This is a genomic window from Nitrobacter sp. Nb-311A, assembly GCF_000152905.1.
Classification (GTDB): domain Bacteria; phylum Pseudomonadota; class Alphaproteobacteria; order Rhizobiales; family Xanthobacteraceae; genus Nitrobacter.
Genome location: NZ_CH672420.1, coordinates 160,101 through 184,608 on the forward strand (window position 1 = coordinate 160,101; position 24,508 = coordinate 184,608).

Annotated in this window: 21 protein-coding genes; 20 read left to right on the top strand and 1 reads right to left on the bottom strand. The window is 58.5% G+C overall.

The window, feature by feature from the left end; translation table 11 throughout:
- The first annotated feature begins 194 nt into the window (after positions 1 to 194).
- Both NB311A_RS16730 and NB311A_RS16735 read left to right on the top strand, forming a co-directional pair.
- The gene (locus NB311A_RS16730; protein ID WP_009799859.1) at positions 195 to 1,475 is read left to right on the top strand and encodes a lipoprotein-releasing ABC transporter permease subunit; all 1,281 of its coding nucleotides are present in this window, start codon (positions 195 to 197) and stop codon (positions 1,473 to 1,475) included.
- A 7-nt stretch (positions 1,476 to 1,482) separates the two neighbouring features.
- Positions 1,483 to 2,181 carry an ABC transporter ATP-binding protein gene (locus tag NB311A_RS16735; RefSeq protein WP_009799858.1) on the top strand — a complete coding sequence of 233 codons (699 nt, stop codon included), beginning with the start codon at positions 1,483 to 1,485 and terminating at the stop codon, positions 2,179 to 2,181.
- Positions 2,182 to 2,214: 33 nt separating this feature from the next.
- Here the strand turns inward: NB311A_RS16735 and NB311A_RS20825 are convergent, their stop codons facing one another.
- The gene (locus tag NB311A_RS20825; RefSeq protein ID WP_083780501.1) at positions 2,215 to 2,466 is read right to left on the bottom strand and encodes a DUF3551 domain-containing protein; all 252 of its coding nucleotides are present in this window, start codon (positions 2,464 to 2,466) and stop codon (positions 2,215 to 2,217) included.
- A gap of 226 nt (positions 2,467 to 2,692) precedes the next feature.
- On the opposite strand from NB311A_RS20825, the gene pyrF reads away from it, so the two are divergent.
- The 18 genes from pyrF to lpxA all read left to right on the top strand — a co-directional run bounded on the left by pyrF (position 2,693) and on the right by lpxA (position 24,496).
- On the top strand, positions 2,693 to 3,415 hold the full coding sequence (gene pyrF / locus NB311A_RS16740) for an orotidine-5'-phosphate decarboxylase (protein WP_009799857.1): 723 nt from the start codon (positions 2,693 to 2,695) through the stop codon (positions 3,413 to 3,415).
- A gap of 104 nt (positions 3,416 to 3,519) precedes the next feature.
- Entirely contained in the window at positions 3,520 to 3,732 is a 213-nt protein-coding gene (locus NB311A_RS16745) for a hypothetical protein (protein WP_009799856.1), read from the top strand.
- Positions 3,733 to 4,102: 370 nt separating this feature from the next.
- Entirely contained in the window at positions 4,103 to 5,536 is a 1,434-nt protein-coding gene (locus NB311A_RS16750) for a hypothetical protein (RefSeq protein ID WP_207382391.1), read from the top strand.
- 118 nt (positions 5,537 to 5,654) lie between these two features.
- Positions 5,655 to 6,677: an IS1-like element ISNisp5 family transposase gene (locus NB311A_RS16755; RefSeq protein WP_199855086.1), complete on the top strand. Its 1,023-nt coding sequence runs from the start codon at positions 5,655 to 5,657 to the stop codon at positions 6,675 to 6,677.
- A 127-nt stretch (positions 6,678 to 6,804) separates the two neighbouring features.
- On the top strand, positions 6,805 to 7,149 hold the full coding sequence (locus tag NB311A_RS21605; RefSeq protein ID WP_131522930.1) for a hypothetical protein: 345 nt from the start codon (positions 6,805 to 6,807) through the stop codon (positions 7,147 to 7,149).
- A gap of 572 nt (positions 7,150 to 7,721) precedes the next feature.
- A complete protein-coding gene (gene dnaE / locus NB311A_RS16760) occupies positions 7,722 to 11,225 on the top strand; it encodes a DNA polymerase III subunit alpha (protein ID WP_009799852.1) in 3,504 nt (1,167 codons plus the stop codon).
- Positions 11,226 to 11,414: 189 nt separating this feature from the next.
- Positions 11,415 to 12,413 (top strand): 30S ribosomal protein S2, encoded by a 999-nt coding sequence (locus NB311A_RS16765; RefSeq protein WP_009799851.1) that lies wholly within the window; start codon positions 11,415 to 11,417, stop codon positions 12,411 to 12,413.
- A 125-nt stretch (positions 12,414 to 12,538) separates the two neighbouring features.
- Positions 12,539 to 13,462: a translation elongation factor Ts gene (tsf, locus tag NB311A_RS16770; protein WP_009799850.1), complete on the top strand. Its 924-nt coding sequence runs from the start codon at positions 12,539 to 12,541 to the stop codon at positions 13,460 to 13,462.
- Between the two features lie 49 nt (positions 13,463 to 13,511).
- Positions 13,512 to 14,228, top strand: a complete 717-nt coding sequence (gene pyrH / locus NB311A_RS16775) for a UMP kinase (protein ID WP_009799849.1) — start codon at positions 13,512 to 13,514, stop codon at positions 14,226 to 14,228.
- A 51-nt stretch (positions 14,229 to 14,279) separates the two neighbouring features.
- Entirely contained in the window at positions 14,280 to 14,843 is a 564-nt protein-coding gene (gene frr, locus NB311A_RS16780) for a ribosome recycling factor (RefSeq protein ID WP_009799848.1), read from the top strand.
- An 18-nt stretch (positions 14,844 to 14,861) separates the two neighbouring features.
- Positions 14,862 to 15,620 (top strand): isoprenyl transferase, encoded by a 759-nt coding sequence (locus tag NB311A_RS16785; protein WP_009799847.1) that lies wholly within the window; start codon positions 14,862 to 14,864, stop codon positions 15,618 to 15,620.
- 296 nt (positions 15,621 to 15,916) lie between these two features.
- Positions 15,917 to 16,759, top strand: coding sequence for a phosphatidate cytidylyltransferase (locus NB311A_RS16790; protein WP_009799846.1), 843 nt, complete (start codon positions 15,917 to 15,919; stop codon positions 16,757 to 16,759).
- A gap of 4 nt (positions 16,760 to 16,763) precedes the next feature.
- Entirely contained in the window at positions 16,764 to 17,987 is a 1,224-nt protein-coding gene (dxr, locus tag NB311A_RS16795; RefSeq protein ID WP_009799845.1) for a 1-deoxy-D-xylulose-5-phosphate reductoisomerase, read from the top strand.
- A gap of 153 nt (positions 17,988 to 18,140) precedes the next feature.
- Entirely contained in the window at positions 18,141 to 19,292 is a 1,152-nt protein-coding gene (rseP, locus tag NB311A_RS16800) for an RIP metalloprotease RseP (RefSeq protein ID WP_040675775.1), read from the top strand.
- Between the two features lie 273 nt (positions 19,293 to 19,565).
- On the top strand, positions 19,566 to 22,094 hold the full coding sequence (gene bamA / locus NB311A_RS16805) for an outer membrane protein assembly factor BamA (protein WP_040675707.1): 2,529 nt from the start codon (positions 19,566 to 19,568) through the stop codon (positions 22,092 to 22,094).
- A 32-nt stretch (positions 22,095 to 22,126) separates the two neighbouring features.
- A complete protein-coding gene (lpxD, locus tag NB311A_RS16810; RefSeq protein ID WP_040675778.1) occupies positions 22,127 to 23,215 on the top strand; it encodes a UDP-3-O-(3-hydroxymyristoyl)glucosamine N-acyltransferase in 1,089 nt (362 codons plus the stop codon).
- A gap of 19 nt (positions 23,216 to 23,234) precedes the next feature.
- On the top strand, positions 23,235 to 23,690 hold the full coding sequence (gene fabZ, locus NB311A_RS16815) for a 3-hydroxyacyl-ACP dehydratase FabZ (RefSeq protein WP_009799841.1): 456 nt from the start codon (positions 23,235 to 23,237) through the stop codon (positions 23,688 to 23,690).
- Positions 23,690 to 24,496, top strand: coding sequence for an acyl-ACP--UDP-N-acetylglucosamine O-acyltransferase (lpxA, locus tag NB311A_RS16820; protein ID WP_009799840.1), 807 nt, complete (start codon positions 23,690 to 23,692; stop codon positions 24,494 to 24,496). The genes fabZ and lpxA overlap by 1 nt, the downstream gene beginning before the upstream one ends.
- The last annotated feature ends 12 nt before the right edge of the window (positions 24,497 to 24,508 follow it).

The window sequence follows — 24,508 nt, forward strand, 5'->3', positions numbered from 1 at the left end:
GTCAAGCGAACTTCTGAACCTAAACCACACTAGAATCATAAAGTTGCTAGTGTCCCGTTGATTCCGAAGTTCGCATCAAAGGTTGCGGCAAGAGTATGCGAACTTCGGAATCGGGACACCAGCGATTATCCACCGCGTGCTTTTCTCAATGCCATTCCGGCCACAATTGGTCCGAATCATGGGATTATCGAACGATGGATGAGACCATGAACGAGCCGCTCCGGACCAAGCCGTTTGCCGCCTTTGAGTGGATGCTGTCCGGGCGCTATCTGCGGGCGCGGCGGAAGGAAGGGTTCATCTCCGTCATAGCCGGCTTCTCGTTCCTCGGGATCATGCTCGGCGTGGCTACGCTGATTATCGTGATGGCCGTCATGAATGGCTTTCGTACGGAACTGCTCAGCAAGATACTTGGCCTGAACGGGCATCTTCTGGTTCAGCCCTTGGAGTCCCCGCTCACCGACTGGAAGGATGTCGCGGACCGTGTCAGTCAGGTGCAGGGGATACGGCTTGCCGCGCCTGTCGTCGACGGTCAGGCGCTCGCGTCTTCGCCCTATAATGCCGCCGGCGTTTTCGTCCGGGGCATCAGGGCTAATGACCTCAACAATCTCACCTCCATCGCTAAGAATATCAAACAGGGTACGCTGGAGGGGTTCGACGACGGGCAGGGCGTGGCTATCGGCCGGCGTCTTGCCGATCAACTCTCGCTGCACGCAGGCGACAGCGTGACGCTGGTGGCGCCGCGCGGCGCTGTAACCCCGATGGGCACCACGCCGCGCATCAAGCCGTACAAGATAGCAGCGGTGTTCGAGATCGGGATGTCCGAATACGATTCCACCTTCGTGTTCATGCCGCTGGCGGAAGCGCAAGCCTATTTCAATCGCGCCAACGATGTCACCGCGATCGAAGTCTACACGGACAATCCGGACAAGATTGATGATTTCCGTAAGTCGGTGACGGAATCCGCTGGCCGGCCGGTGTTTCTCGTCGACTGGCGGCAGCGGAATTCGACGTTTTTCAATGCGCTCCAGGTCGAACGCAATGTGATGTTTCTGATCCTGACGCTGATTGTCCTCGTCGCGGCGCTGAATATCGTTTCAGGGCTCATCATGCTGGTCAAGGACAAGGGAAGCGATATCGCCATCCTGCGCACCATGGGCGCTTCGCAGGGTGCTATCATGCGCATTTTCCTGATTACCGGAGCCGCGATCGGCGTGGTCGGCACGCTCACCGGTTTTGTCGTGGGGCTCGTGATTTGTCTCAATATCGAGTCGATCCGCGAGTTTCTCTCGTGGCTTACCAGCACCGAGTTGTTTTCACCTGAGCTTTATTTCTTGTCCAAACTACCGGCCGAAATCGATGTTCGGGAGACCAGCGCCGTGGTGATCATGGCGCTGACGCTGTCGTTTCTCGCGACTCTTTATCCGTCATGGCGCGCGGCGCGGCTCGATCCCGTCGAAGCCCTCCGGTACGAGTGAGCCGGACATGGAGCAAGGGACGAAGGAAATACCGATTGTCTATCTTCATGACATCAAGCGTCAATATACGCAGGGTGAAACGCGACTGACCATTCTGGACAGCACAAAGCTGGCTTTGTGGGCGGGCCAGTCCGTCGCGCTGGTGGCGCCTTCGGGATCGGGTAAGTCAACCCTGCTGCATATTGCCGGGCTGCTCGAGAGTCCTGATGCAGGGGAGGTCTATATCGGAGGAACCGCGACGTCCGGCCTTTCCGACGTCGAGCGTACGCAGATAAGGCGCACCGATATCGGGTTCGTTTATCAGTCGCACCGTCTTCTTCCGGAATTCACCGCGCTCGAAAATGTCATGCTGCCGCAGATGATCCGAGGCCTCAAGCGCGCGGAGACGGTCAAGCGTGCGCGCGAAATTCTCGCTTATCTCGGCCTTGAGGACCGGGTCACCCATCGTCCGGCGGAGTTGTCCGGCGGAGAACAGCAACGGGTTGCAATCGCGCGAGCCGTCGCCAACGCGCCGCGCGTATTGTTCGCCGATGAACCGACCGGCAACCTCGATCCCCAAACAGCGGATCATGTGTTCAATGCGCTGATGCAGCTCGTGAAAGCGACTCGGGTGGCAATGCTGATCGCGACGCACAACCTGGAACTCGCAGATCGGATGGACCGGCGGGTATCGCTGGAGAATGGGCACGTCGTCGAACTGGACTGACGGGGAATATGCTCCGACGAAACCAGACTGGCATCAATAGTGGTGGTGCTGTCGTCGAGGCCGCCTTCGATAATCCTGCGTGCGGGCGAAATAAGGATTTTCCATGCATTGGGCGTACAGGCCACTTGTTGCCGCCCTGCATTGCTCCATCGTTTCATAGCGGCAGTCGCTCAACGTGACCGGCGAGTAAAGCATCTGGCAGACCGGATAACGGCTGTCCCAGTTCTGGGCGTGAGCCGTTGCGCACGAGAAAATCAGAGCCAGAGCGATGAAGGTTCCGCGCATCAAATCAATCCCGAATGAATGAACTATGGTAAGCACTTAGCTTTTTTGGCCGCGTATCCAGTCGCAAAGCGTGCAGGTTGGGCGGATGACCCGCCCGCATATTGATATATATCCTCGCCTGAAGTAGTTCCATTTAGTTAAACGCGAACTCAAAAGTTTGGTGTCAGGCTACCGATTCTCGAACTCTTTCCCGATCCTTGTGACAAAGCATTGAGGTAGCCTGCGCATGAGTGGCTCAAACTATCTCGATCTCGCCCGCGAGAAGCTGATTGTCGCTCTCGACTACTGGAACATCGAAGATGCAAGGAAGCTCGTTCGGGACCTGGACGACGAAGTCTCTTTTTACAAGGTCGGTTTAGGGTTGCAACTCGTCGGCGGAAACGAATTTGCCAGGGAACTCATCGCGGAGGGTAAGCGGGTTTTTCTGGATTACAAGTATTATGACATCGCAGAGACCGTTCAGCGCGCGGTCGCCCAGGCAGCGGAGTTGAAGATCACTTTCCTAACCGTGCATGGCGTTGCGAGCATCATGAAAGCTGCCGTCGCCGGTCGCGGCAACTCCGACATGAAGATTCTCGGCGTCACCGTGCTCACAAGCATGGACGCCGAGGACATCAAGGAAATGGGCTTCGAATGCGGCGTAGAAGATCTCGTCGTTGCACGGGCGAAGAGGGCGCTTGAGGTTGGAGTTGATGGCGTCGTCGCATCGGCCCTGGAAGTCGCCGAGCTTCGCAAGCAGACTAGCAACAAGCTGATGATCGTGTCGCCCGGCATCCGCCCGAGTGGCGGCGCCAGGCATGATCAGAAGCGGGTGGCCACGCCGTTTGAGGCCGTGCGCGCGGGAGCTGATTATCTGGTGTTGGGCAGGCCCATCTACGCCGCGGACAATCCAAAAGCCGCCGCGCAGGCGATTATCCAGGAAATGGCCGCCGCGCTGCGCCCGGATTGAGCAAGCTCACTTCCAGAAAGACTTGGGAATCCCGGCAGTGCTAGCGGGCTTGTCCCGTTCGGAAACGACTTGCGAAATGCATCAAGGGGCGGTATCGGGCCGCTATGGCTCAAAAACTCAAACCTGGCGTGCGAGCCCGCGACGGCGGTGAATATACCTGTCCTGGTTGCGGCGCTGTCTACAGCGTGACGGTCTACACCAGTCCGTTCAAGGACACGGGTCAGGCGGATTGTAACGTCTGCAAACTGCCCATCAAGAGCTGGAACCACGCGACGGCCTGGTGGTCATACAAGTTGACCAAGCGGCCGCGCAAGTGATCCAATCCCCGATTGCCGTGGCGTGAGCGATTAAAGCGCCTCTTGTCATGAATTAACCTAAGGGGTCGTTTTTCAGAATGACCTACTATTGCGGCCTTGGGTAGTGGGTCAGTTTGATTGTGGCAGCCATAGTGCCTAGGAATCGGAGTGATTCAGGGCCATATTCGGGGCATGTCGTCATCTCATCCAAAGCGCCCCCGCGATCCAAATCAGCTGGCGAAAGCTATCGTGGATATCGCCACAGGCAGCCTGCCACCTGAGGTTGACTCGGAACCTTCGCCAGCCTCACAGTTGGGCAGAATTAGGGGGCTCAAAGGCGGCCGCGCCCGCGCTGACAAACTCAGCGACGAAAGGCGTAGAGAGATCGCCCGTGAAGCCGCCGCTGCGAGGTGGCGTAAAGATGACGGCGGAAATAGCGATCCTGAATAAGTCGGCTATAGCGTTAGCCGCTGATAGCGCAGTTACAATTGGGACCAGCGACCAAGAAGACAAAACTTACGATTCAGCCGACAAGCTTTTCGAATTATGTCGTCATGACCCAATCGGGATCATGGTTTATAATGGTCTCAGTTTTGCTGAGGCCCCGCTGCAGTCGTTGATTAAGCGCTTTCGAAATGAATGTGGCCGTTTCGATAGCGTCAAAGAAGCTGCCTTCCAGTTTTTGCGTCACCTCAACGATTTTGGCGTCAGTTCCCCTGACAGGGTGAAAGATGATGGGATCAGGCGGTTGGCCATGCCCATCATCGATCAGATTTTCAAACGCTTCCAGGCAGATTTGCAGAAGAGGCTAATGGACCACAAGCCTCAGGAAGAAATTGATTGGGCCGCTACTACGAACGACATGTTGGATACGGCAATAGATGTCTGGGATAGAATATATAAGCGAAGAAAAGACGCGGAGTTCATTGGAGAAGGGCCGGTTGTTATTTCCGAGCACATCGAACAGGAGCTTGTTAGCCTAGTCGCGAATCATTCCCCAGGAAACGAAGCGCAAAAGGCGCGGATACTTGCAATTCTAAAACTTGCATTGCGGAAAGATTTGCTATCGGGCGGCTACACGGGAATCGTGATAGCGGGATTCGGCAAGAAAGAGCTCTTCCCAACGCTTCTGTCTTTCGAGATAGATGGAATGGTAGGGGATCGATTGAAGTACGTTGTCCGAAACGAGACGGATATCGATAGAGACGGGCCGCGAGCGGCGATCATACCCTTCGCTCAGCGGGACATGGTCGATCGCTTCTTGTACGGCTTAGACGACCAGATCGAACGATACCTGACCCAATTCTCACAAAGCACAATAACAAAAGTGCGAGAAGCGATCATAGGTCACATTTCTTTCGAAGACGATGATGATAAAAAAGGCTTCGAAGAAGCAGTACAGGATGCTGAGGAGGCTTACATATCCGGACTGAAAACCGGGGCCTTCGAGGAAATCAAAAAGAAATCTCGGTCTGAAATTGAGAGTCTAATTGAGTTCATGCCAAAGCCAGAATTGGCAAAAATGGCCGAGGCATTAGTAAATTTAACGTCGATCAAAAAACGCGTGTCTCGGGGAATGGATACAGTAGGAGGGCCTATTGATGTGGCGGTGATATCAGAAGCTGAGGGGTTCGTTTGGGTAAAGCGAAAGCACTATTTCCCGTCAGAATTGAACCCAAGGTATCTGCACCGCGTTGGACAGGCAGTTTGTCAGGAGGACAACAATGCACATCATGCAAAATCGAGCGCTGGAAGCTCTCGAAAGGGAAGAAAGACGCCAGCTAGGAAAGGAGAAGGTGCCGGAGGGGCTTCAAGAGGTAATTAAACAGACGCGTGAAGCAATCGATAAGGCGCTAGATAGACCGGCTATAAAAAATAAGGCACACTCCAAAATATCCCATAATGCTTGACAGTTAAGCATAAGGGTCATTATGATCCGGCCTATGAACAGGCTGGACCGAAAGACCCGCGCCCAAATCCTTCACCTCCTTTGTGAGGGGCAATCTATCCGCGCCGTGACGCGGCTGACCGGATGCAGCAAAAACACCGTCGCGAAGTTGCTGGTCGAAGCCGGTCATGCCTGCGCTGCCTACCAGGACAAGGCGCTTCGCAACCTGTCCTGTAAGCGTGTCCAGATGGATGAAATCTGGTCGTTCGTTTACGCCAAGAACGCCAACGTGAAGGACGCCAAAGCCGCTCCGGCGACCGCAGGCGATGTTTGGACGTGGACAGCGATTGATGCCGACTCAAAGCTGATCGTTAGCTGGCTGCTCGGTGCTCGCGATATGGACGCTGCTCTGGCCTTCACTGCGGACTTACGGAGCAGATTAAGCAATCGCGTCCAGCTCACCAGTGATGGCCATAGGCCCTATCTGACCGCCGTTGACGCTGTATTCGGTGACGATGTTGACTATGCGATGCTGGTGAAGCTGTACGGCGCGGACCCACAGGCTGAGGTCCGATATAGCCCCGCCAAGTGCATCGGTGCGGAAAAGAAGCCGAAGATTGGCAGCCCCGATCAGAAGCATATCAGCACATCATACGTTGAGCGCAGCAACCTCACGATGCGGATGCATATGCGCCGGTTTACCCGGCTCACCAATGCGTTCTCGAAGAAGGTGGAGAACCACGCCGCAGCAATTGCGCTCCATACGATGTATTACAACTTCGTCCGCATCCATCAGACGCTCAAGGTCACGCCCGCAATGGCCGCTGGCGTAACTGACAAGCTTTGGGAGATGGAAGATTTGGTCGCCGTGCTAGAGCAATGGGAGCTGGCGAACTTCAAGCCAGAATATCAGTTCGTGGTCCGGCGGTATGCAATCGGGAAGGGCCATTCCGTCAGCGTGCTTTGGCGCGGCGGGGAAGTCGATACGATTTTCGGATTTGATAAAGAAGCTGACGCGTTAGAGTGGATTAGGGATAAGTCTAGAGCGTGGCTCTTAGAGAGGCCGGTGCGAGCCTAAGCCCCCTTGTGAAGCCTTGCTTAAAGTGGTTTAACGCCCTCCTGTTGCCCTAAAGGCACGTCAACTTGCAAAGAATCAGGTAATTTTGAGACGGCCCCTAGACGCGGGGATTACTCTGGAGGGTTTTATGTCCGTCGTGGCTCGTCGGAAAAAAGTTTCCCGAACGAAAAAGCCCATTCGAAAAGAATATAAAATTGAGTTGGTTGGAAAGCGTAGGTCTGACGGAAGCTTGTTTGTTACAAGCCCAAATCTAGGACCTTTCAGCGCTGTTCTCCGAACTGGCCGATGGGAAGATGTGATCGGCTTTCTGAAAAAATTTTTAGAAGTAAATATTGGTCGCGTAGTTGAGTTGCGCTTGATACATGACGCGTCTGAATTGGTGAGTGATTCGGAAGAGCTACCCGAAATACCGCCAGCATATGTTGTAGCGGAGTTAACCCACCAACGTGCTAGTGCCCGTTCAACAAGCTAGAGCACAACTAAAGGCCGCTGGGTTCAAACGCCGGACGGATGTCCGCGACGAAAAGGGTGAATGGTGGGCGCATCCAAGTGGGTGGCCCGTTCCTTTCCTGCAGTACATCGGCCTAGATAAAGGCAACTTTGACGCTGACCAACTTGCCTACACGTTGGCAATGAGTGGCCCATTTCGTCCGGGCAAGACGATCGGCCCCAACGCTTCCTTGAATTAACCAAGACGTTTCTTTCGGGGTCATTTTTCAAACTGACCCACTACCCGGCCTTGACTCCAAGAACAAATCAGAAACAATGTTCCTATTATGTTCTAATCGAGGAGGCCGAATCATGTTGAGAATGTTTGTCGAGGAGGCGACGGCGCTGGCATCGATTGTGCTGTTTGTCGGAATGGTCGCTGTCTGGGCGCAGCTTATTCCACAGCTTTCGTGAACGGGCGATCGGGCGACTGGGGAAAACGAGAACAGCCGCGTAGGTGAGGGGAATTTGCGTGGACTCGCCCCGCGCAAGTCCTCACCATTCCTTTTTTGCGAGTCGGCCTTTGCCGACGCTGGCCGATGATTGCCTGAAACCATGACTCAGAAGACCGTCGCGGCTCACGCAGGTTTCGTTCACCTGCATGTCCACTCGGCCTATTCGTTATTGAAGGGCTCGATCAAGATCCAGAAGCTGGCGGAACTGGCCAGGGCGGATCACCAACCCGCATTGGCGCTCACCGACACCGACAATATGTTCGGCGCACTGGAGTTCTCCGATAAAGTCGCGGGCTATGGCATCCAGCCGATCGTCGGCTGTGAACTGGCGGTGGATTTCGGAGATCAGGATGCCAATGCCCGGAACGCGATTCCGCTCGCCCGAGTCGTCTTGTTGGCGACGCGGGAAGCTGGCTATCGTAACTTGATGCGATTGAACTCCCGGGCGTTCCTTGAAACGCCGGAGCATTGCAGCCCGCACGTCAGTTGGGAGTGGCTTCGGGATGAGAACGAAGGTTTGATCGCCTTGACCGGCGGGCCCGATGGTCCTGTGGCGATGGCGTTCAACGCCGATCATTCAGCGCTTGCGACCGCCCGCTGCGATCAACTCGCTATGATTTTCGGCGACCGGCTCTATGTGGAGTTGCAGCGTCATGGCCTTGACAAGGAGCGGCGGGTCGAAGGGGCGTTGATCGATCTTGCTTATGCGAAGGGTCTTCCGCTGGTTGCGACCAACGAGCCGTATTTTGCCACCTCCGATGATTATGAAGCTCACGACGCCTTGCTGTGTATCGCCGGCGGTCGCCTGGTTGCGGAGACAGAGCGCGAGCAATTGACTCCCGATCATCGCTTCAAAACCCGCGCGGAGATGGCTGTCCTGTTTGCCGATATCCCGGAAGCGTTGGCGTCCACGATTGAAATCGCGGAACGCTGCGCGTTCCGGCCCAGGACACGCAAGCCGATCCTTCCGCGCTTTACGGTGGCCTCGGACGCCGGCGCGGCGGATGGGAAAAACGATGAAGCCGCCGAATTGCGGCGGCAGGCGGAGGAGGGGCTTGCGAAGCGGCTGGCGGTGCATGGCGTCTCGACGGGGATGACGGAAGAAGACTACGGAAAGCGCCTCGGTTTTGAGCTCGACGTCATCACGCGCATGAACTATGCGGGCTACTTCTTGATCGTCGCGGACTTCATCAAATACGCCAAGTCCAAGGGAATTCCCGTCGGACCGGGCCGCGGTTCCGGCGCCGGCTCATTGGTGGCTTATGCGCTCACCATCACCGATCTCGACCCGATCCGGTTCGGCCTGCTTTTCGAGCGCTTCCTCAATCCCGAACGCGTATCGATGCCGGACTTCGATATCGATTTCTGTCAGGAACGGCGCGGGGAAGTCATCGACTACGTGCAGAAGCGCTACGGTCGCGATCAGGTTGCGCAGATCATCACCTTCGGCACGCTGCAGGCGCGCGGAGTGCTGCGTGACGTCGGCCGCGTCTTGCAGATGCCTTACGGTCAGGTGGATAAGCTGACCAAGCTGGTGCCGCAAAACCCCGCGGCTCCTGTCTCGCTGAAGCAGGCGATCGAAGGAGAGCCGAAGCTTCAGGCATTTCGTGATGAGGATCCGGTGGTGGCGCGCGCGTTCGATATCGCCCAGCGCCTCGAGGGGCTGACACGTCACGCCTCGACTCATGCGGCGGGCATCGTGATCGGTGACCGCCCCTTGAGCGAACTCGTGCCGCTGTATCGCGATCCGAAGTCCGACATGCCGGTAACCCAGTTCAACATGAAGTGGGTGGAGCCGGCCGGCCTCGTGAAGTTCGACTTTCTCGGCCTGAAGACGCTAACGGTTCTGGACGTTGCGGTGAAGTTGCTGAAGCAGCGCAATATCCACGTCGATCTCGCCACGCTGCCGCTCGACGATGCGGCCAGCTACCAGATGCTGACCCAAGGCGATGTGGTCGGCGTGTTTCAGGTTGAAAGCCAGGGCATGCGGCGGGCGCTGGTGGACATGCGCCCGGACCGCTTCGAGGACATCATCGCGCTGGTCGCGCTGTATCGGCCGGGACCGATGGCGAACATTCCGACCTATTGCGCGCGCAAGCACGGTGAGGAGGAATCGGAATATCTTCATCCGATGCTCGAGCCGATCCTGAAGGAAACTTTCGGCGTCATCATCTATCAGGAACAGGTGATGCAGATCGCCCAGGTCATGGCCGGCTACTCGCTCGGAGACGCCGACCTGTTGCGGCGGGCGATGGGCAAGAAGATCCGCGCGGAAATGGAAAAGCAGCGAGCGATTTTTGTTGCCGGCTCGGTAAAAAGCGGCGTTCCCCAAGGCCAGGCGGAAACGATCTTTGAACTGCTGGCGAAGTTTGCTGATTACGGCTTCAACAAAAGCCATGCGGCGGCCTATGCGCTCGTCTCCTACCAGACGGCGTATATGAAAGCGCATTACCCCGTCGAGTTTCTCGCGGCGTCAATGACGCTCGATATGAGCAATACCGACAAACTTTCGGAATTTCGCGCGGAAGCCCAGCGCCTGGGCATCAAGGTCGAAGCGCCATCGGTCAACCGCTCTGGCGCGACCTTCGAGGTGAGCGAAGGCGTCATCTGTTATGCGCTGGCCGCGTTGAAAGGGGTTGGTTCGCACGCGGTCGAGCTGATCGTCGAGGCGCGGAAGAACGGCTTGTTCACCTCGCTGGCCGATTTCGCCGCCAGGGTGCCGCCGCGCGCCATCAACAAGCGCGTGATCGAAAGCCTTGCAGCCGCCGGAGCGTTCGATGCGCTCGAGCCAAACCGTGCTCGCGTGTTCGCGGGCGCCGAGGCGATTCTTGCCGCGTGCCAGCGTAGTCACGAGGCAATGACGCTTGGTCAGAATGATATGTTCGGCGGCATGGCGGACGCGCCCGACATCCTGCTGCCTCGGGTCGAACCCTGGTTGCCTGCCGATCGCCTGAGGCGCGAGTATGAGGCGGTCGGATTTTTCCTCTCGGGACATCCGCTCGACGACTATGTGACAGCGCTGAAACGGCTGCGCGTCCAGTCCTGGGTCGAGTTTTCCCGCGCGGTGAAGGCTGGTGCGACCGCCGGCAAGGTGGCGGCGACAGTGGTTTCGCGGACGGAGCGGCGAACCAAGACCGGTAATAAGATGGGCATCATCGGCCTGTCCGATCCGACCGGCCACTTTGAAGCGGTGCTGTTCTCGGAAGGTCTGGCGCAATTTCGGGACGTCCTTGAGCCGGGAGCAGCGGTGCTGTTGCAGCTCGACGCGGAGTTGCAGGGCGAGGATGTGCGGGCGCGGGTGTCCCGTGCCGAGCCACTCGACGATGCCGCCGCCAAGACACAGAAGGGGCTGCGGATTTTCCTTCGTGATTCAAAGCCGCTCGAGTCGATCGAAAGGCGTCTCCAGGCAAACGAAAACGGGGATCCGGCCGGGGGCGCCGGAGTCGCTGCAAGGCAAGCCGGAGACGGCGACGTCTCGGTGGTGATGCTGCTGGATCTTGAAACGGAGGTCGAAATAAAACTTCCGGGCCGGTTTCGGGTTTCACCTCAGATCGCCGGCGCGATCAAGGCGGTTTCGGGGGTCGTGGACGTTCAGGCCATCTGACCGGCCTGGGCGGCGCGGCCGGCGGGCGGATTGCCTTGCGTATAGCGGGTACCCTCGCTATACAGGCCGGCATCTCACACGGAAACATGGCCTGAAAAGCCGTCCGGTGGCTGCCGGACCGTATTCCTTTTGGTTTGACGGTTCGGTCTGCTCACACGTTTCCGGAGGAACCAACCGGAGAGTCGAACCATGGCGCTACCTGAATTCACCATGCGTCAGCTGCTTGAGGCTGGCGTTCATTTCGGCCACCAATCGCATCGCTGGAATCCGAAGATGGCCGAGTACATTTTCGGGGCTCGCAACAATATCCATATCATCGACCTGGCGCAGACCGTGCCGTTGATGCACCGCGCGTTGCAGGCCGTCAGCGATACCGTCGCCAAGGGCGGTCGCATCCTGTTCGTCGGCACCAAACGGCAGGCCCAGGACGGCGTCGCCGACGCGGCGAAGCGCTCGGCGCAGTATTTTGTCAATTCACGCTGGTTAGGTGGGACGCTGACCAACTGGAAAACGATCTCCGGTTCGATCAAGCGGTTGCGTCATCTCGACGAGGTGCTCAGTTCCGGCGATGCCAATGCCTACACCAAGAAGGAACGCCTGACGCTGCAGCGCGAGCGCGACAAGCTCGACCGCTCGCTCGGCGGCATCAAGGATATGGGCGGTCTCCCCGATTTGATCTTTGTGATCGATACAAACAAAGAAGACATTGCGATCCAGGAAGCCCAGCGGCTGAACATTCCGGTCGCGGCGATCGTGGACACCAACTGCGATCCGAAAGGCATCACCTATATCGTGCCCGGTAACGACGATGCGGGCCGCGCCATCAGTCTGTATTGCGACCTCATCGCCCGTGCGGCGATCGACGGCATTTCGCGGGCTCAGGGCGATTCCGGCATCGACGTCGGCGCGTCGGTTGAGCCGGTGCAGGAGGAGCTTCCGGCTGCCGCGCAGCCCGCGGGCTTCCAGGGGCTCGCTGGTCCGCGAGGCGTCGCTGATGACCTCAAAAAGCTCACCGGCGTCTCAGGAGCGATCGAGAAAAAGTTCAACGATCTTGGCATCTTTCATTATTGGCAGCTTGCCGAACTCGATCACGATACCGCGCACAGGATTGGCGAAGAAGTTGGCCTTCCAAGCCGGGCCGACGGCTGGGTCGCTCAGGCCAAGGCGATGACCGCCGAGGCCGAATAACGTGAGATGCGGCCGGCGTTGCGATCGGCCGCTTCACATCGGATTTTCTGACTTGATCCCTGAGTAGAGGTGGCGAGGGCAGTAAGCCGTACCGCAATCTCCCGACAGGCAAAGGACATACAGCAATGGCGACAATCACCGCGGCGATGGTCAAGGAGCTGCGCGAAACCACTGGCGTCGGCATGATGGATTGCAAGCAGGCGCTGACCGAAAACAACGGTGACATGCAGGCTGCGATTGACTGGCTGCGCAAGAAAGGGCTTTCCAAGGCGGCCAAGAAAGCGGGGCGCGTTGCAGCCGAGGGTCTGATCGGCCTCGTCACTAGCGGCAACAAGGGCGTCGTCGTTGAAGTCAATTCGGAAACCGACTTTGTTGCGCGCAATGAGCAGTTTCAGGGACTGGTCAAAATGGTGGCGCAGGTCGCCCTCAGTGTCGGCGCCGATGTCGAGGTGATCAAGGCCGCCGAGGTCGGCAGCGCCACCGTGGAGACGGCGATCTCGGATGCAATCGCTACCATCGGCGAGAACATGACGTTGCGTCGCGCGAATTCGCTGGAAGTAGCCAAGGGCGTCGTCGCAGGTTACGTCCACAATGCGGTGATTGATGGTGCAGGCAAGATGGGGGTGATCGTCGCGCTTGAGTCCGCCGGCAATGCCGACGAACTCGCAGCGCTTGGCCGCCAGATTGCGATGCACGTCGCGTCCGCGAATCCGGTGGCCATCGATCCCTCGGGAGTCGACCCGGACGTCGTCAAGCGCGAGAAGGATGTCCTGGCCGACAAGTTCCGGCAGCAGGGCAAGCCGGAAGCGATGATCGAGAAGATCACCGAGTCCGGCCTGAAGACTTTCTTCAAGGAGCAGACGCTGCTGGAACAGCCGTTTATCTTCGACGATAAGAAAAGCGTCGGCCAGGCGCTGAAGGAAGCCGAGGGCAAGGTTGGGGCGCCCGTGAAGGTCACCGGCTTTGCGCGCTATGCTCTCGGGGAGGGAATTGAGAAAGCCGATTCCGATTTTGCGGCCGAGGTTGCTGCGGCGGCCGGGCAGGGGTAACCCCCGATCTGGGGCGGGACAGTCCGACTCGCGACGGAGCTAATGCATCATGGATCAGCCAGCCTACCGTCGTGTTGTCGTGAAACTGTCGGGAGAGTACCTGGCGGGTTCGCAGCCTTTCGGCATCGATCAGCCCACTATCGATCGAATCGCTGACGATCTGGCCGCAGCCCGCGCGCTGGGAGCTGAAATCGCAGTCGTCGTCGGCGGCGGAAACATATTTCGTGGCGTCGAGGTCTCGTCCCGCGGCGTTTCGCGCCCGACCGGCGATACGATGGGGATGCTTGCAACCGTCATGAACTGTCTCGCGCTTGAGGCTGCTCTCGAGCGTCGCGGCCAGTCGGCGCGCGCCCTCTCTTCGTTTGTCATGCCCGAGGTCTGTGAGCTTTTTACCCGCCGCGCCGCACACAAGTATCTCGCGGAGGACCGTATTGTCCTGCTCGCGGGTGGAACCGGCAATCCTTACTTCACGACCGACACGACGGCGGTGCTTCGCGCCGCCGAGATCGGCGCGCAAGCCGTGCTCAAGGCGACGAACGTGGATGGCGTCTATAGTTCCGATCCGAAGAAGGATCCGTCCGCGAAACGGTTCGAACGGTTAAGTCACTCGCAGGCGCTCGAAGGCGGCTATAAGGTCATGGACGCGACGGCTTTCGCGCTTGCTCGCGAGACGTCGCTGCCTATCATTGTATTTTCGATCGCCGAACCGGGTTCGATCGGCGCCATTCTGAGTGGTACCGGCCGCGGGACGATCGTCGCAAGTTGATCCGTCGCGTCGGGTCGGATTTAGGTCAGGCAGGTTCCAGATGGAGGGCGCATGGCGTCGGGAAGTTTCGATATCGGCGACTTGAAACGGCGAATGCAGGGAGCGACTCAGTCCCTCAAGCATGAACTGGGGGGATTGCGAACCGGCCGGGCGTCGGCGTCCATGCTCGATCCGGTGCAGGTCGATGCCTATGGCAGCCACATGCCGTTGAATCAGGTGGCGACGATCAGCGTCCCCGAGCCGCGTCTTTTGTCGGTGCAGGTCTGGGACAAGTCGATGGTCAAGGCGGTGGAGAAGGCGATCGTCGATTCCAACCTCGGACTGAGCCCGGCCACCGAGGGCCAGGTATTGCGACTGCGCATCCCTGAACTCAACGAAGAGCGGCGCAAGGAATTAGTAAAGGTCGCGCACAAATATGCGGAGGCGGCCAAGGTGGCGGTTCGTCATGTGCGCCGCGATGGCTTGGATACGCTCAAGAAGCTCGAGAAAACTCACGAGATTTCCGAGGACGACGAGAAACGCCTGGCGAACGAGGTTCAGAAGGCCACAGACGGCGTTATCTCCGAAATCGATCAGTTGCTGGCGGGCAAGGAAAAGGAAATCCTCACCGTTTAGCCGGATTGGACTGGCCTGATGTCGAATGCTGTTGCGCCTGCAATCGAGGGATCGGACCCAGCCGATACGCCGCTGCATGTTGCGATCATCATGGATGGCAACGGCCGATGGGCGGCCGCCCGGGGATTGCCGCGCGCGGAGGGTCATCGCCGCGGTGTCGAGGCGTTGAGGCGTGTGGTCCGGGCCGCAGGCGAATTGAACATCCTTTATCTGACCATTTTTTCCTTTAGCTCTGAGAATTGGTCGCGGCCTCGTAGCGAGATCAACGATCTCTTCGGCTTGCTGCGACGGTTCGTCCGCAATGATCTGGCGACATTGCACCGCGACGGGGTGCGGGTGCGAGTTATCGGTGAGCGTGCCGGGCTGGAGCCGGATATCTGCGCGCTGCTGACCGAGGCCGAGGACCTGACGAGAAACAACAGCCGGCTCAATCTCGTCGTGGCGTTCAACTATGGCTCGCGACACGAAATCGCGAGCGCAGCCCAGCGCCTTGCTCGAGAAGTCGCTGACGGCAAGCGCGACCCGGCAACAATCGACGCCGATACGCTGGGCCGATATCTCGACGCGCCTGACATTCCCGATCCTGACCTGATCATCCGCACCAGCGGCGAGCAGCGGCTGTCGAATTTCCTGATGTGGCAGGCGGCTTACAGTGAGTTCGTATTTGTCCCGATGCACTGGCCGGATTTCGACAGGGCGGCGCTCGAAGGCGCGATCGCAGAATATGCCAGACGCGAACGTCGCTTCGGCGGGCTGGCTGCGAAAGCCGGATCGTGAGTATGGCTTTCAGGGAGAAGTGTTTATCGGTCGCGTGGAGAAACGCGCCAATCAGAATGATGAAGTCTGCTTCGGATTCCCTCTTGAGCGGGAAAGTTCTCGAATTAGGCGCGGGTTTTCTTTGGTTCCGAAGTTTTCATCAAAGGGTGCTATGGCGTGGGTTTTCGAGCGAAGCGGATGCCGGTTCGCGCGAGGGAAACGCGTCAAAACGGCAATCCAGAGCTGCGCTTCTGATGCGATCAGAAGCGAAAAGGCTTTAGCCAGGGACATTCGAATTTTGGACTCGGGACACTAGCGTGGATCAGGATCAACTCGCGCCGGTTGCCGCAAGCGGATCGCAAAATCTCAGGATGCGCATCATTGCAGCGCTGGTTCTCGCGCCGGCTGCGATTGCGATCGCCTGGATCGGCGGACCGTTATGGATCGCGCTTGTCACGCTCGCGGCGATCGGCATGTACGTCGAATGGCTGACGATCGTCGGCGCCGCGCAGGAAAAGCAGACGGTTGCCGCCGGGATCGCGGCTCTTGTTGTGTCGGGTCTTTGCCTGACGTTCGGATACGGTACGTTTTCGTTGGTCGTGCTTTTGGCCGGCGCCGGGACGGTTGCCGCCATGTCGCGCCGGCTGCGCCTTTGGTCTGTGGCCGGGTTCTGTTATGCGGCGGCGGCTGCCTTTGCGTCGGCGCAGGTGCGCCTCGACGGCGACTATGGATTTGTCGCGTTGATGTTTGTGCTATTGGTGGTGTGGGCTGCCGATATCGGGGGATATTTCGCGGGCCGCGGAATCGGGGGACCGAAGTTGTGGCCTCGCGTCAGTCCGAAGAAGACATGGGCCGGTGCGGGAGGCGGCTTTGTGGCGAGCCTTGCAGTTGCCGCCGGATTTTCGGCTTTCGGTTTTGGAAATCTGACGTCCTTGCTGCTGCTCGGGGCGGTTCTGTCAATCGTGTCGCAGTCGGGCGATCTATTTGAATCTGCGGTCAAGAGACGTTTCGGGGTCAAGGATTCCAGTCAGATCATTCCCGGTCACGGCGGGCTGCTCGACCGTCTCGACGGCTTTGTCGCGGCGATCGTGTTCGCCATGCTCTATGGATTTCTGCTTGGCGATGCCGATGGCATCGGTCACGCTCTTATGGGTTGGTGAGGTAATGAGTGCTGTTCCGTTGAAGAACGACAAGCCAGTTGAGGCTGGCGTCAGGACCGTGACGGTTCTGGGAGCGACGGGATCGATCGGCGACAGCACGATGGATTTGTTGCGTGGCGCGCCCGGCCGCTATCGGGTCGAGGCCCTTACCGCCAACTCCAATGTCGAGGGCCTTGCCAAACTGGCGCGCGAATTCGATGCGCGGTTTGTGGCGGTCGCGGATACCGCTCGCTTTGGCGAATTAAAGGATGCGCTCGCTGGCAGCGGCATCGAGTGTGGCGTCGGCGAAAGCGCGATCATCGAGGCCGCTTCGCGCCCGACCGACTGGCTGATGGCCGCGGTGAGCGGCGCGGCCGGATTGAAGCCCGCGCTTGCAGCCGTTGATCGAGGAACAACGATCGCGCTTGCGAACAAGGAGTGTTTGGTTTGTGCGGGCGATTTCTTCATGCAGCGCGCCGCTAAGGCAGGAGCTTGCATCCTGCCAGCGGACTCCGAACACAATGCCCTGTTTCAGGCGTTGAGTTCCGGGAATCGCGATGAGCTTACGCGCGTCATCATCACCGCGTCTGGGGGGCCGTTTCGCACCTGGGCCGCGGCTGACATCGAGAATGCCACCCTTGCGCAGGCGCTGAAGCACCCCAACTGGAGCATGGGACGGAAGATCACCATCGATTCGGCATCGATGATGAACAAGGGACTGGAAGTTATCGAGGCCGCTTGTCTGTTTGCGCTCGAGCCCGAGGAGATCGATGTCCTGGTTCACCCGCAATCCATCATTCACGGCATGGTCGAGTTCTCCGACCGATCCGTCGTTGCTCAACTGGGCACCCCCGACATGCGAACGCCGATCGCACATTGCCTCGGCTGGCCTGAACGTATTGCCGGACCGGCGGTGAAGCTCGATCTCGCCAGTATCGGACAGTTGACGTTCGAGGCGCCGGATTTCGCTCGTTTTCCGGCCTTGCGACTCGCCTATGACGCGTTAAGGACAGGGAATGGCGCAACCACGGTCTACAATGCCGCAAACGAGATTGCCGTCGCGGCGTTTATCGCCGAGAAAATCAGGTTCGGCGCCATCGCGCGGCTGGTCGAGGCCACCATGAATGACTGGGTCCGGGCGGGAAATCTCGCGCCCTTGTCGTCGGCTGATGATGCCATCGCCGTTGACCATAACGCGCGAAATATGGCTGCATCGCTATTGCCTCAAATTGCCGCAATGGCATCCTAGCGGGTATTCCTAAGCAGATATTGATTTTGAGATCGGAATACGCGCCAGTTATTAATTGAGAGCATTTTCTTAAGGCTAACCGGATTTCACTAGCCGGAAGATGCCTGGGCGCGGACCGTGAACAGGGCCGCCGGCACTGGACGAGGGAAACGGATGGCCGAGTTTTTTCTTCATAGTTTCAATACCCTAAGTTCAGGCTTGATCGGCTACATCGTTCCGTTCCTGTTTATCCTTACCGTCGTCGTTTTCTTTCACGAACTCGGCCACTTTCTCGTCGCCCGCTGGGCGGGCGTGAAAGTGCTGACGTTTTCCGTCGGCTTCGGCCCCGAGCTGGCCGGCTTCAACGACAGGCACGGGACGCGCTGGAAACTCTCCGCCATTCCCTTGGGCGGATACGTCAGGTTTTTTGGCGATGATTCCGAAGCCAGCACCCCTTCGAACACGGCCTTGGCCTCCATGACCGCGGAAGAGCGTGAGAACAGCTTTCATCACAAGAACGTTGGCCGGCGCGCCGCGATCGTTGCCGCAGGACCCATCGCCAACTTTATCCTCGCGATTCTCATTTTCGCCAGCCTGTTCACGTTTCTCGGTAAGCCCAGCACGACAGCGCGGGTAGACGCGATCCAGGCCGGCAGCGCCGCCGAAGCGGCCGGTTTCAAGACCGGCGATATCGTGATCGCGATCAATGGCGACAAGATCGACAGCTTTTCCGACATGCAGCGGATCGTCGGTACCAGTGCCGGCGAGACGATGACATTCGCAGTAAAGCGAGGCGATTCCATCATCGATCTCAAGGGAGTGCCGGAGCTCAAGGAGATCAAGGACCGGTTCGGAAACACGTATCGGATCGGCGTTCTTGGAATTTCGCGCGCGACGTCGCCAGGAGACGTCACGACGGAATATGTGAATCCGGCCGCGGCAGTATGGTTGGGAGTTAAGGAAACCTGGTTCGTGATCGACCGCACGATGGCCTATATCGGCGGAATTTTCACGGGGCGCGAGGCCGCCGACCAGGTCGGAGGACCGCTTCGAATCGCTCAGATCTCCGGTCAGGTCGCCACGATCGGCACCGCTGCGCTGATTCATCTCGCCGCCGTACTTTCCGTATCGATTGGACTGCTGAACCTGTTTCCGGTTCCATTGCTGGATGGCGGACACCTTTTGTTCTACGCGGTGGAAGCGGTGCGTGGTCGGCCGATCTCCGAGCGTGCCCAGGAGGTGGGCTTTCGAGTCGGGCTCGGTCTGGTGCTAATGTTGATGGTTTTCGCCACCTACAACGATATCCTGCATCTGGCTGGATCGTGAGTCGGGTGGGATGAGGAAAAAATCCCTCGTTTGCTTCCAGCCGCCCGCCGCTCTGAAATTCTTGGAATCGGTCACGTTTGATTCTGGCTGGGCTTGATCAGGATTCGTCGCCACTCGGGCGTGACTTATGGGCAACGTCTTGGAATTAAATTGGAATTGCATTGCGAAAGGCCGTTTGCCACTACAGGAAAATTGGCTACAAGCAGCGCGAATGGGAATCTGCCGTCTGATGGGGAACCGGGCGGCGTCAGAATTGATAAGGGCGCGTTGCGCATGAATGTTGGAATGCGAGTGTTAAAGGGGATATTGCTCGCCGCCCTGATTGCCATTGTCGTGCCGGTCGCTGCCGTCGTGACCGTCCCGCTTGTGTCCTCCCCCGCCGTTGCCCAGACGCTGTCGTCGATCTCGGTCGAGGGGAACCGGCGCGTCGAGTTGGAGACGATCCGTTCCTATTTCAAGCCGGATGCCAGCGGGCGCCTTGACCAGGCCAGCATCGATGGCGCCTTGAAAGCGCTGATCGAGACCGGCCTGTTTCAGGATGTCAGAATCAACCGGGTGGGGAACGGGCTGGTGGTCTCGGTCATCGAGAACCCGGTCATCAACCGGGTTGCCTTCGAAGGCAACAAGAAGGTGAAGGACGATCAACTGAAGTCGGAGATTCAGTCCAAGCCGCGCGGTACGTTTTCCCGTCCGATGGTCCAGTCCGACGTCCGGCGAATCGTCGAAATCTATCGCCATTCCGGCCGCTACGACGTGCGCGTCACCCCCGAGTTCATCGAACAGCCCAACAACCGCGTCGATCTCATCTTCACGATCGTCGAAGGAGACAAGACCGGCATCGCCTCGATTGAGTTTATCGGCAACCAGGCGTTCTCGTCTTACCGTTTGAAGGACGTTATCAAGACGCACGAGTCGAATTTTCTCAGCTTCCTGGGCGGAGGGGACACCTATGATCCCGACCGGGTCGAAGCCGACCGCGACTTGCTGCGTCGTTTTTATCTGAAGCACGGCTATGCCGATGTTCAGATCATCGCGGCCCTGACTGAATATGATCCCGGTCGCCACGGATTTCTCGTGACCTTCAAGATTGACGAAGGCCAGCAGTACCGCGTCGGATCGGTGGCGATCGAGTCGTCGATTCCGACGTTCGACGGAAATTCGCTGCGCAGTTTTTCTCGTGTCCACGTCGGAGCGCTCTACAACGCCGAAGCACTCGAGAAGTCCGTCGAGGAGATGCAAGTCGAAGCGTCGCGGCGGGGATATGCCTTCGCGGTCGTGCGTCCGCGAGGTGATCGCAACTTCGATGCCCATACCGTCTCAATCGTATTCGCGATTGATGAGGGACCGCGAACCTATATCGAGCGCATCAACATCAGGGGCAACACCCGGACGCGGGACTATGTGATCCGGCGCGAGTTCGACATTTCGGAGGGCGATGCCTACAATCGGTCGCTGGTGGATCGTGCGGAGCGCCGCCTGAAAAACCTCGACTTCTTCAAGACGGTCAAGATCACGACCGAGCCCGGCTCCTCCAGCGACCGCGTGATTCTCGACGTCGAGGTTGAAGACAAATCGACCGGCGATTTCTCGGTGTCCGGCGGCTTTTCCACGACTCAGGGCGCACTTGCGGAAGTCAGCGTCTCCGAGCGCAATTTGCTCGGCCGCGGTCTGTATGCGAAGGCCTCGGTCCAATACGGGCAATGGGCGAGGGGATATTCGCTGTCGTTTGTCGAGCCGTTCCTGCTGGACTATCGTGTCGCGCTCGGGCTCGATCTTTACCAGCGCGAACAGCTCTCCAACCAGTGGATTTCCTATAACATGAAGACGCTCGGATTCAGTCCGCGGCTGGGTTTCGGCCTGCGCGAGGATCTGACGTTGCAACTGCGTTATTCGATCTTCCAGCAGGAGATCGGTCTGCCAAGCGCCATGCGGAACTGCAATAACAACTTCGGCAGTCCGAACTACAATCCCTCGCCTGCCTTCATGAACGCCAACGGCATCTGGGATGGTTCGAGCCTCGGCTGCTACTCCGACGGCGAAGCCTCTCTGCCGATCCGCCGGGAGTTGGAGCGCGGCCGGACGCTGACCTCGATGCTCGGGTACACGCTGACCTACAACACCCTCGATAACAATAAGAACCCGACCGGCGGTCTGTTGATCGATTTCCGGCAGGATTTTGCTGGCGTCGGCGGCGACGTCAAGTATCTGAAGACGGCACTCGACGCGAAGTATTATCAGCCACTGGTCTCCGACATCGTCGGCCTGATCCATCTGCAAGGCGGTATTCTGAACAATGTTGGCGCCTATGCCGGACAGAACGGAATCCGAATGCTGGATAACTTTCAGATGGGACCAAATCTGGTGCGCGGCTTCGCGCCATATGGCATAGGTCCGCGCGATATCAATTTCCTGAGCACGAGGGACGCCTTGGGTGGCACCAAGTACTGGGGCGCATCGGTCGAGTTGCAGATGCCGTTCTGGTTCATGCCCAAGGAAGTTGGCCTGAAGGGCGCCGTTTATGCGGACGCCGGCTCGCTCTGGGGGTACCAGGGACCGACGTCGTACGCACTGACCAACGAATTCAATATGCCCGGCTGTGTGCCAAGCACGTCAAGCACCAGTCCAGGCACTTGTGCGGGTCTTCAGCTTGACGACACCAATGTGGTCCGAAGCTCGGTCGGCGTCGGCCTGATATGGCAGTCTCCGTTCGGTCCGCTTCGCTTCGACTATGCGGTGCCGATCACGAAGGGCAGGTACGACCGGGTGCAGGAGTTCAGGTTTGGCGGCGGAACCACGTTCTGACAGTGAACACGACGCGCACCGCGACAGACGGAATGACGCAACCGGCATTCTTTAAGCGGCCGTTGCCGTCGACTTTAGCGGAGATTGCCGCATCGACGGGAGCGCAGTTGGTCGATGCGTCCCGCGGCTCCCTTCGAATTACAGGCCTGGCCTCGCTCGACCAGGCCGGGCCTATGCATCTCGCGTTTTTCGACAACCATAAATATGCCGAGCAACTTGCGGCGACGAAGGCGGGCGCCTGTCTGGTCAGTCCGCGCTTCGAAGCTGATGTTCCAGGCCATGTGGCGGTCCTGCGTTCGAAGGCTCCGTTTCGTGCCTTCGTAAGTATCGCCCGTGATTTCCATGCCGATACGTTGCGGCCACAGTCCTGGTTCGACAACGCGGCTGTCGCTGCGTCCGCCGTCATCCATCCGTCCGCGCATCTCGAAGACGCGGTCGTAATCGATCCGCTGGCGGTGATCGGCCCGGAAGTGCAGATCGGGACCGGTTCGGTTATCGGCTCCGGTGCTGTGATCGGCCCAGGCGTCCGGATCGGCAGAAACTGTAACGTCGGCGCTGGAACGACGATTCAAGCCTCCTTTATCGGCAACAATGTTCTCATTCACCCCGGCTGCCATATCGGGCAGGATGGCTACGGTTTCATTTTCTTTAGCTCGGAAGGTCATGTGAAAGTCCCGCAGACCGGACGCGTGCTGATCCAGAACGATGTTGAGATCGGCGCGGGCACGACCATTGATCGCGGCAGCCTGCGAGACACGGTTATCGGAGAGGGTACGAAGATCGATAATCAGGTTCAGATCGGACACAACGTGACGATCGGCCGGCGCTGCCTGCTGGCGGCGCAGATTGGTCTGGCGGGCAGCCTGACGATCGGCGATAACGTTGCGCTCGGGGCAAAGTGCGGGATCAATAATCACCTCCATATCGGCGACGGCGCGCAGGTGACCGCCATGAGCGCGGTCAAGGACGATATTCCTCCAAACGGCCGGTGGGGCGGTCATTTTGCAAAGCCGACCAAGCAATGGTTTCGCGAGATCATTGCGGTGGAACGTCTCGTGCGCGATGGTGCTCCCGGTGCCGGGTCGGCCGAAGCCGCTTCAAAGGACCGAGTTAGCGAATGAAGGATCGAGGTGCCGAGTAATGGAGTCGCCGGTCAGGTTCGAGCACGTGGACATTGCCACCATCCTCAAGACCCTTCCTCATCGTTATCCGTTTTTGCTGATCGACCGGGTTCTCAATATTCGGGCCGACCATAGCGGGATCGGCGTGAAGAACGTCACGGTCAACGAGCCTGCGTTTCAGGGGCACTTTCCGGAACGACCGGTTTATCCCGGAGTGCTTATGATTGAGGGCATGGCGCAGACGGCTGGCGTTATTGGTATCATGTCGGTGGAGGGCACCGAGAAGCCGCGCGCTGTTTACTTTCTCACGATCGACAAATGCAAGTTTCGTAAACCGGTCGTGCCCGGCGATATTGTCGAATATCACATGCGCAGCATCGGGCGCCGCAAGACGATGTGGTGGTTTCACGGTGACGCCAGGGTGAACGGCACGATCGTCGCGGAGGCCGACGTCGGCGCGATGCTGACCGACTGATGAGCAGGATCGATCCTACCGCCCGGATTGAAGATGGCGCCGTGATCGGAGAATCGACGGAGATCGGGCCGTTCTGCATGGTCGGCTCCCATGTCGTCCTCGGTCCGAACTGCCGCCTGATCTCGCATGTGTCCATCACGGGACACACAACCATCGGCGCCAATTGCACGATCCATCCGTTCGCCGCGCTCGGTGGCGCGCCGCAGGATATGGGTTACGAGAACGAGCCGACGCGCCTTGAGATCGGTGATGGCTGCACGATCCGTGAAAGTGTGACGATGAACGTCGGCACGCCCAAGGACGTCGGCGTGACACGAATCGGCGCGCGCGGATTCTTCATGAGTTACAGTCATGTCGGCCACGACTGCCAGGTCGGTGATGACGTGATTTTTGCCAATTCGGCAACGCTGGGCGGACACTGCAAAGTCGGGGATTTCGTCTATATCGGCGGTCTTTCCGCCGTGCATCAATTCGCGCGTATCGGCAGGCAGGCCATGATCGGCGGTCTCACGGGCATCCGCGGCGATGTCATTCCCTACGGCTTCGTCAATGGCCAGCATGGCCATCTTGAAGGTCTTAACGTTGTCGGCATGAGGCGGCGTAAGTTCACCCGCGAGCGTCTCGCCAAGGTCAGGTCGTTCTATCAGGAATTGTTTTACGGGCCAGGTCTCTTTGCAGACCGTCTCCAGCGCGTCCAATCTCATGCGTCGGACGATCCTGCCATTGAAGAGATTCTAGCGTTTATTGGCGAGGATAAGCATCGTCCTCTCTGTCTTCCGGAGGGCGGGCCAAACAGATCCGCATAGCGGAGCCGGCGT

Bases quoted from the DNA above. Each gene is read 5' to 3' on its own strand.
- NB311A_RS16730 (WP_009799859.1), top strand. From the start codon at position 195: ATGGATGAGACCATGAACGAGCCGCTCCGGACCAAGCCGTTTGCCGCC.
- NB311A_RS16735 (WP_009799858.1), top strand. From the start codon at position 1,483: ATGGAGCAAGGGACGAAGGAAATACCGATTGTCTATCTTCATGACATC.
- NB311A_RS20825 (WP_083780501.1), bottom strand. From the start codon at position 2,466: ATGCGCGGAACCTTCATCGCTCTGGCTCTGATTTTCTCGTGCGCAACG.
- pyrF (WP_009799857.1), top strand. From the start codon at position 2,693: ATGAGTGGCTCAAACTATCTCGATCTCGCCCGCGAGAAGCTGATTGTC.
- NB311A_RS16745 (WP_009799856.1), top strand. From the start codon at position 3,520: ATGGCTCAAAAACTCAAACCTGGCGTGCGAGCCCGCGACGGCGGTGAA.
- NB311A_RS16755 (WP_199855086.1), top strand. From the start codon at position 5,655: ATGAACAGGCTGGACCGAAAGACCCGCGCCCAAATCCTTCACCTCCTT.
- NB311A_RS21605 (WP_131522930.1), top strand. From the start codon at position 6,805: ATGTCCGTCGTGGCTCGTCGGAAAAAAGTTTCCCGAACGAAAAAGCCC.
- dnaE (WP_009799852.1), top strand. From the start codon at position 7,722: ATGACTCAGAAGACCGTCGCGGCTCACGCAGGTTTCGTTCACCTGCAT.
- NB311A_RS16765 (WP_009799851.1), top strand. From the start codon at position 11,415: ATGGCGCTACCTGAATTCACCATGCGTCAGCTGCTTGAGGCTGGCGTT.
- tsf (WP_009799850.1), top strand. From the start codon at position 12,539: ATGGCGACAATCACCGCGGCGATGGTCAAGGAGCTGCGCGAAACCACT.
- pyrH (WP_009799849.1), top strand. From the start codon at position 13,512: ATGGATCAGCCAGCCTACCGTCGTGTTGTCGTGAAACTGTCGGGAGAG.
- frr (WP_009799848.1), top strand. From the start codon at position 14,280: ATGGCGTCGGGAAGTTTCGATATCGGCGACTTGAAACGGCGAATGCAG.
- NB311A_RS16785 (WP_009799847.1), top strand. From the start codon at position 14,862: ATGTCGAATGCTGTTGCGCCTGCAATCGAGGGATCGGACCCAGCCGAT.
- dxr (WP_009799845.1), top strand. From the start codon at position 16,764: ATGAGTGCTGTTCCGTTGAAGAACGACAAGCCAGTTGAGGCTGGCGTC.
- rseP (WP_040675775.1), top strand. From the start codon at position 18,141: ATGGCCGAGTTTTTTCTTCATAGTTTCAATACCCTAAGTTCAGGCTTG.
- bamA (WP_040675707.1), top strand. From the start codon at position 19,566: ATGAATGTTGGAATGCGAGTGTTAAAGGGGATATTGCTCGCCGCCCTG.
- lpxD (WP_040675778.1), top strand. From the start codon at position 22,127: ATGACGCAACCGGCATTCTTTAAGCGGCCGTTGCCGTCGACTTTAGCG.
- fabZ (WP_009799841.1), top strand. From the start codon at position 23,235: ATGGAGTCGCCGGTCAGGTTCGAGCACGTGGACATTGCCACCATCCTC.
- lpxA (WP_009799840.1), top strand. From the start codon at position 23,690: ATGAGCAGGATCGATCCTACCGCCCGGATTGAAGATGGCGCCGTGATC.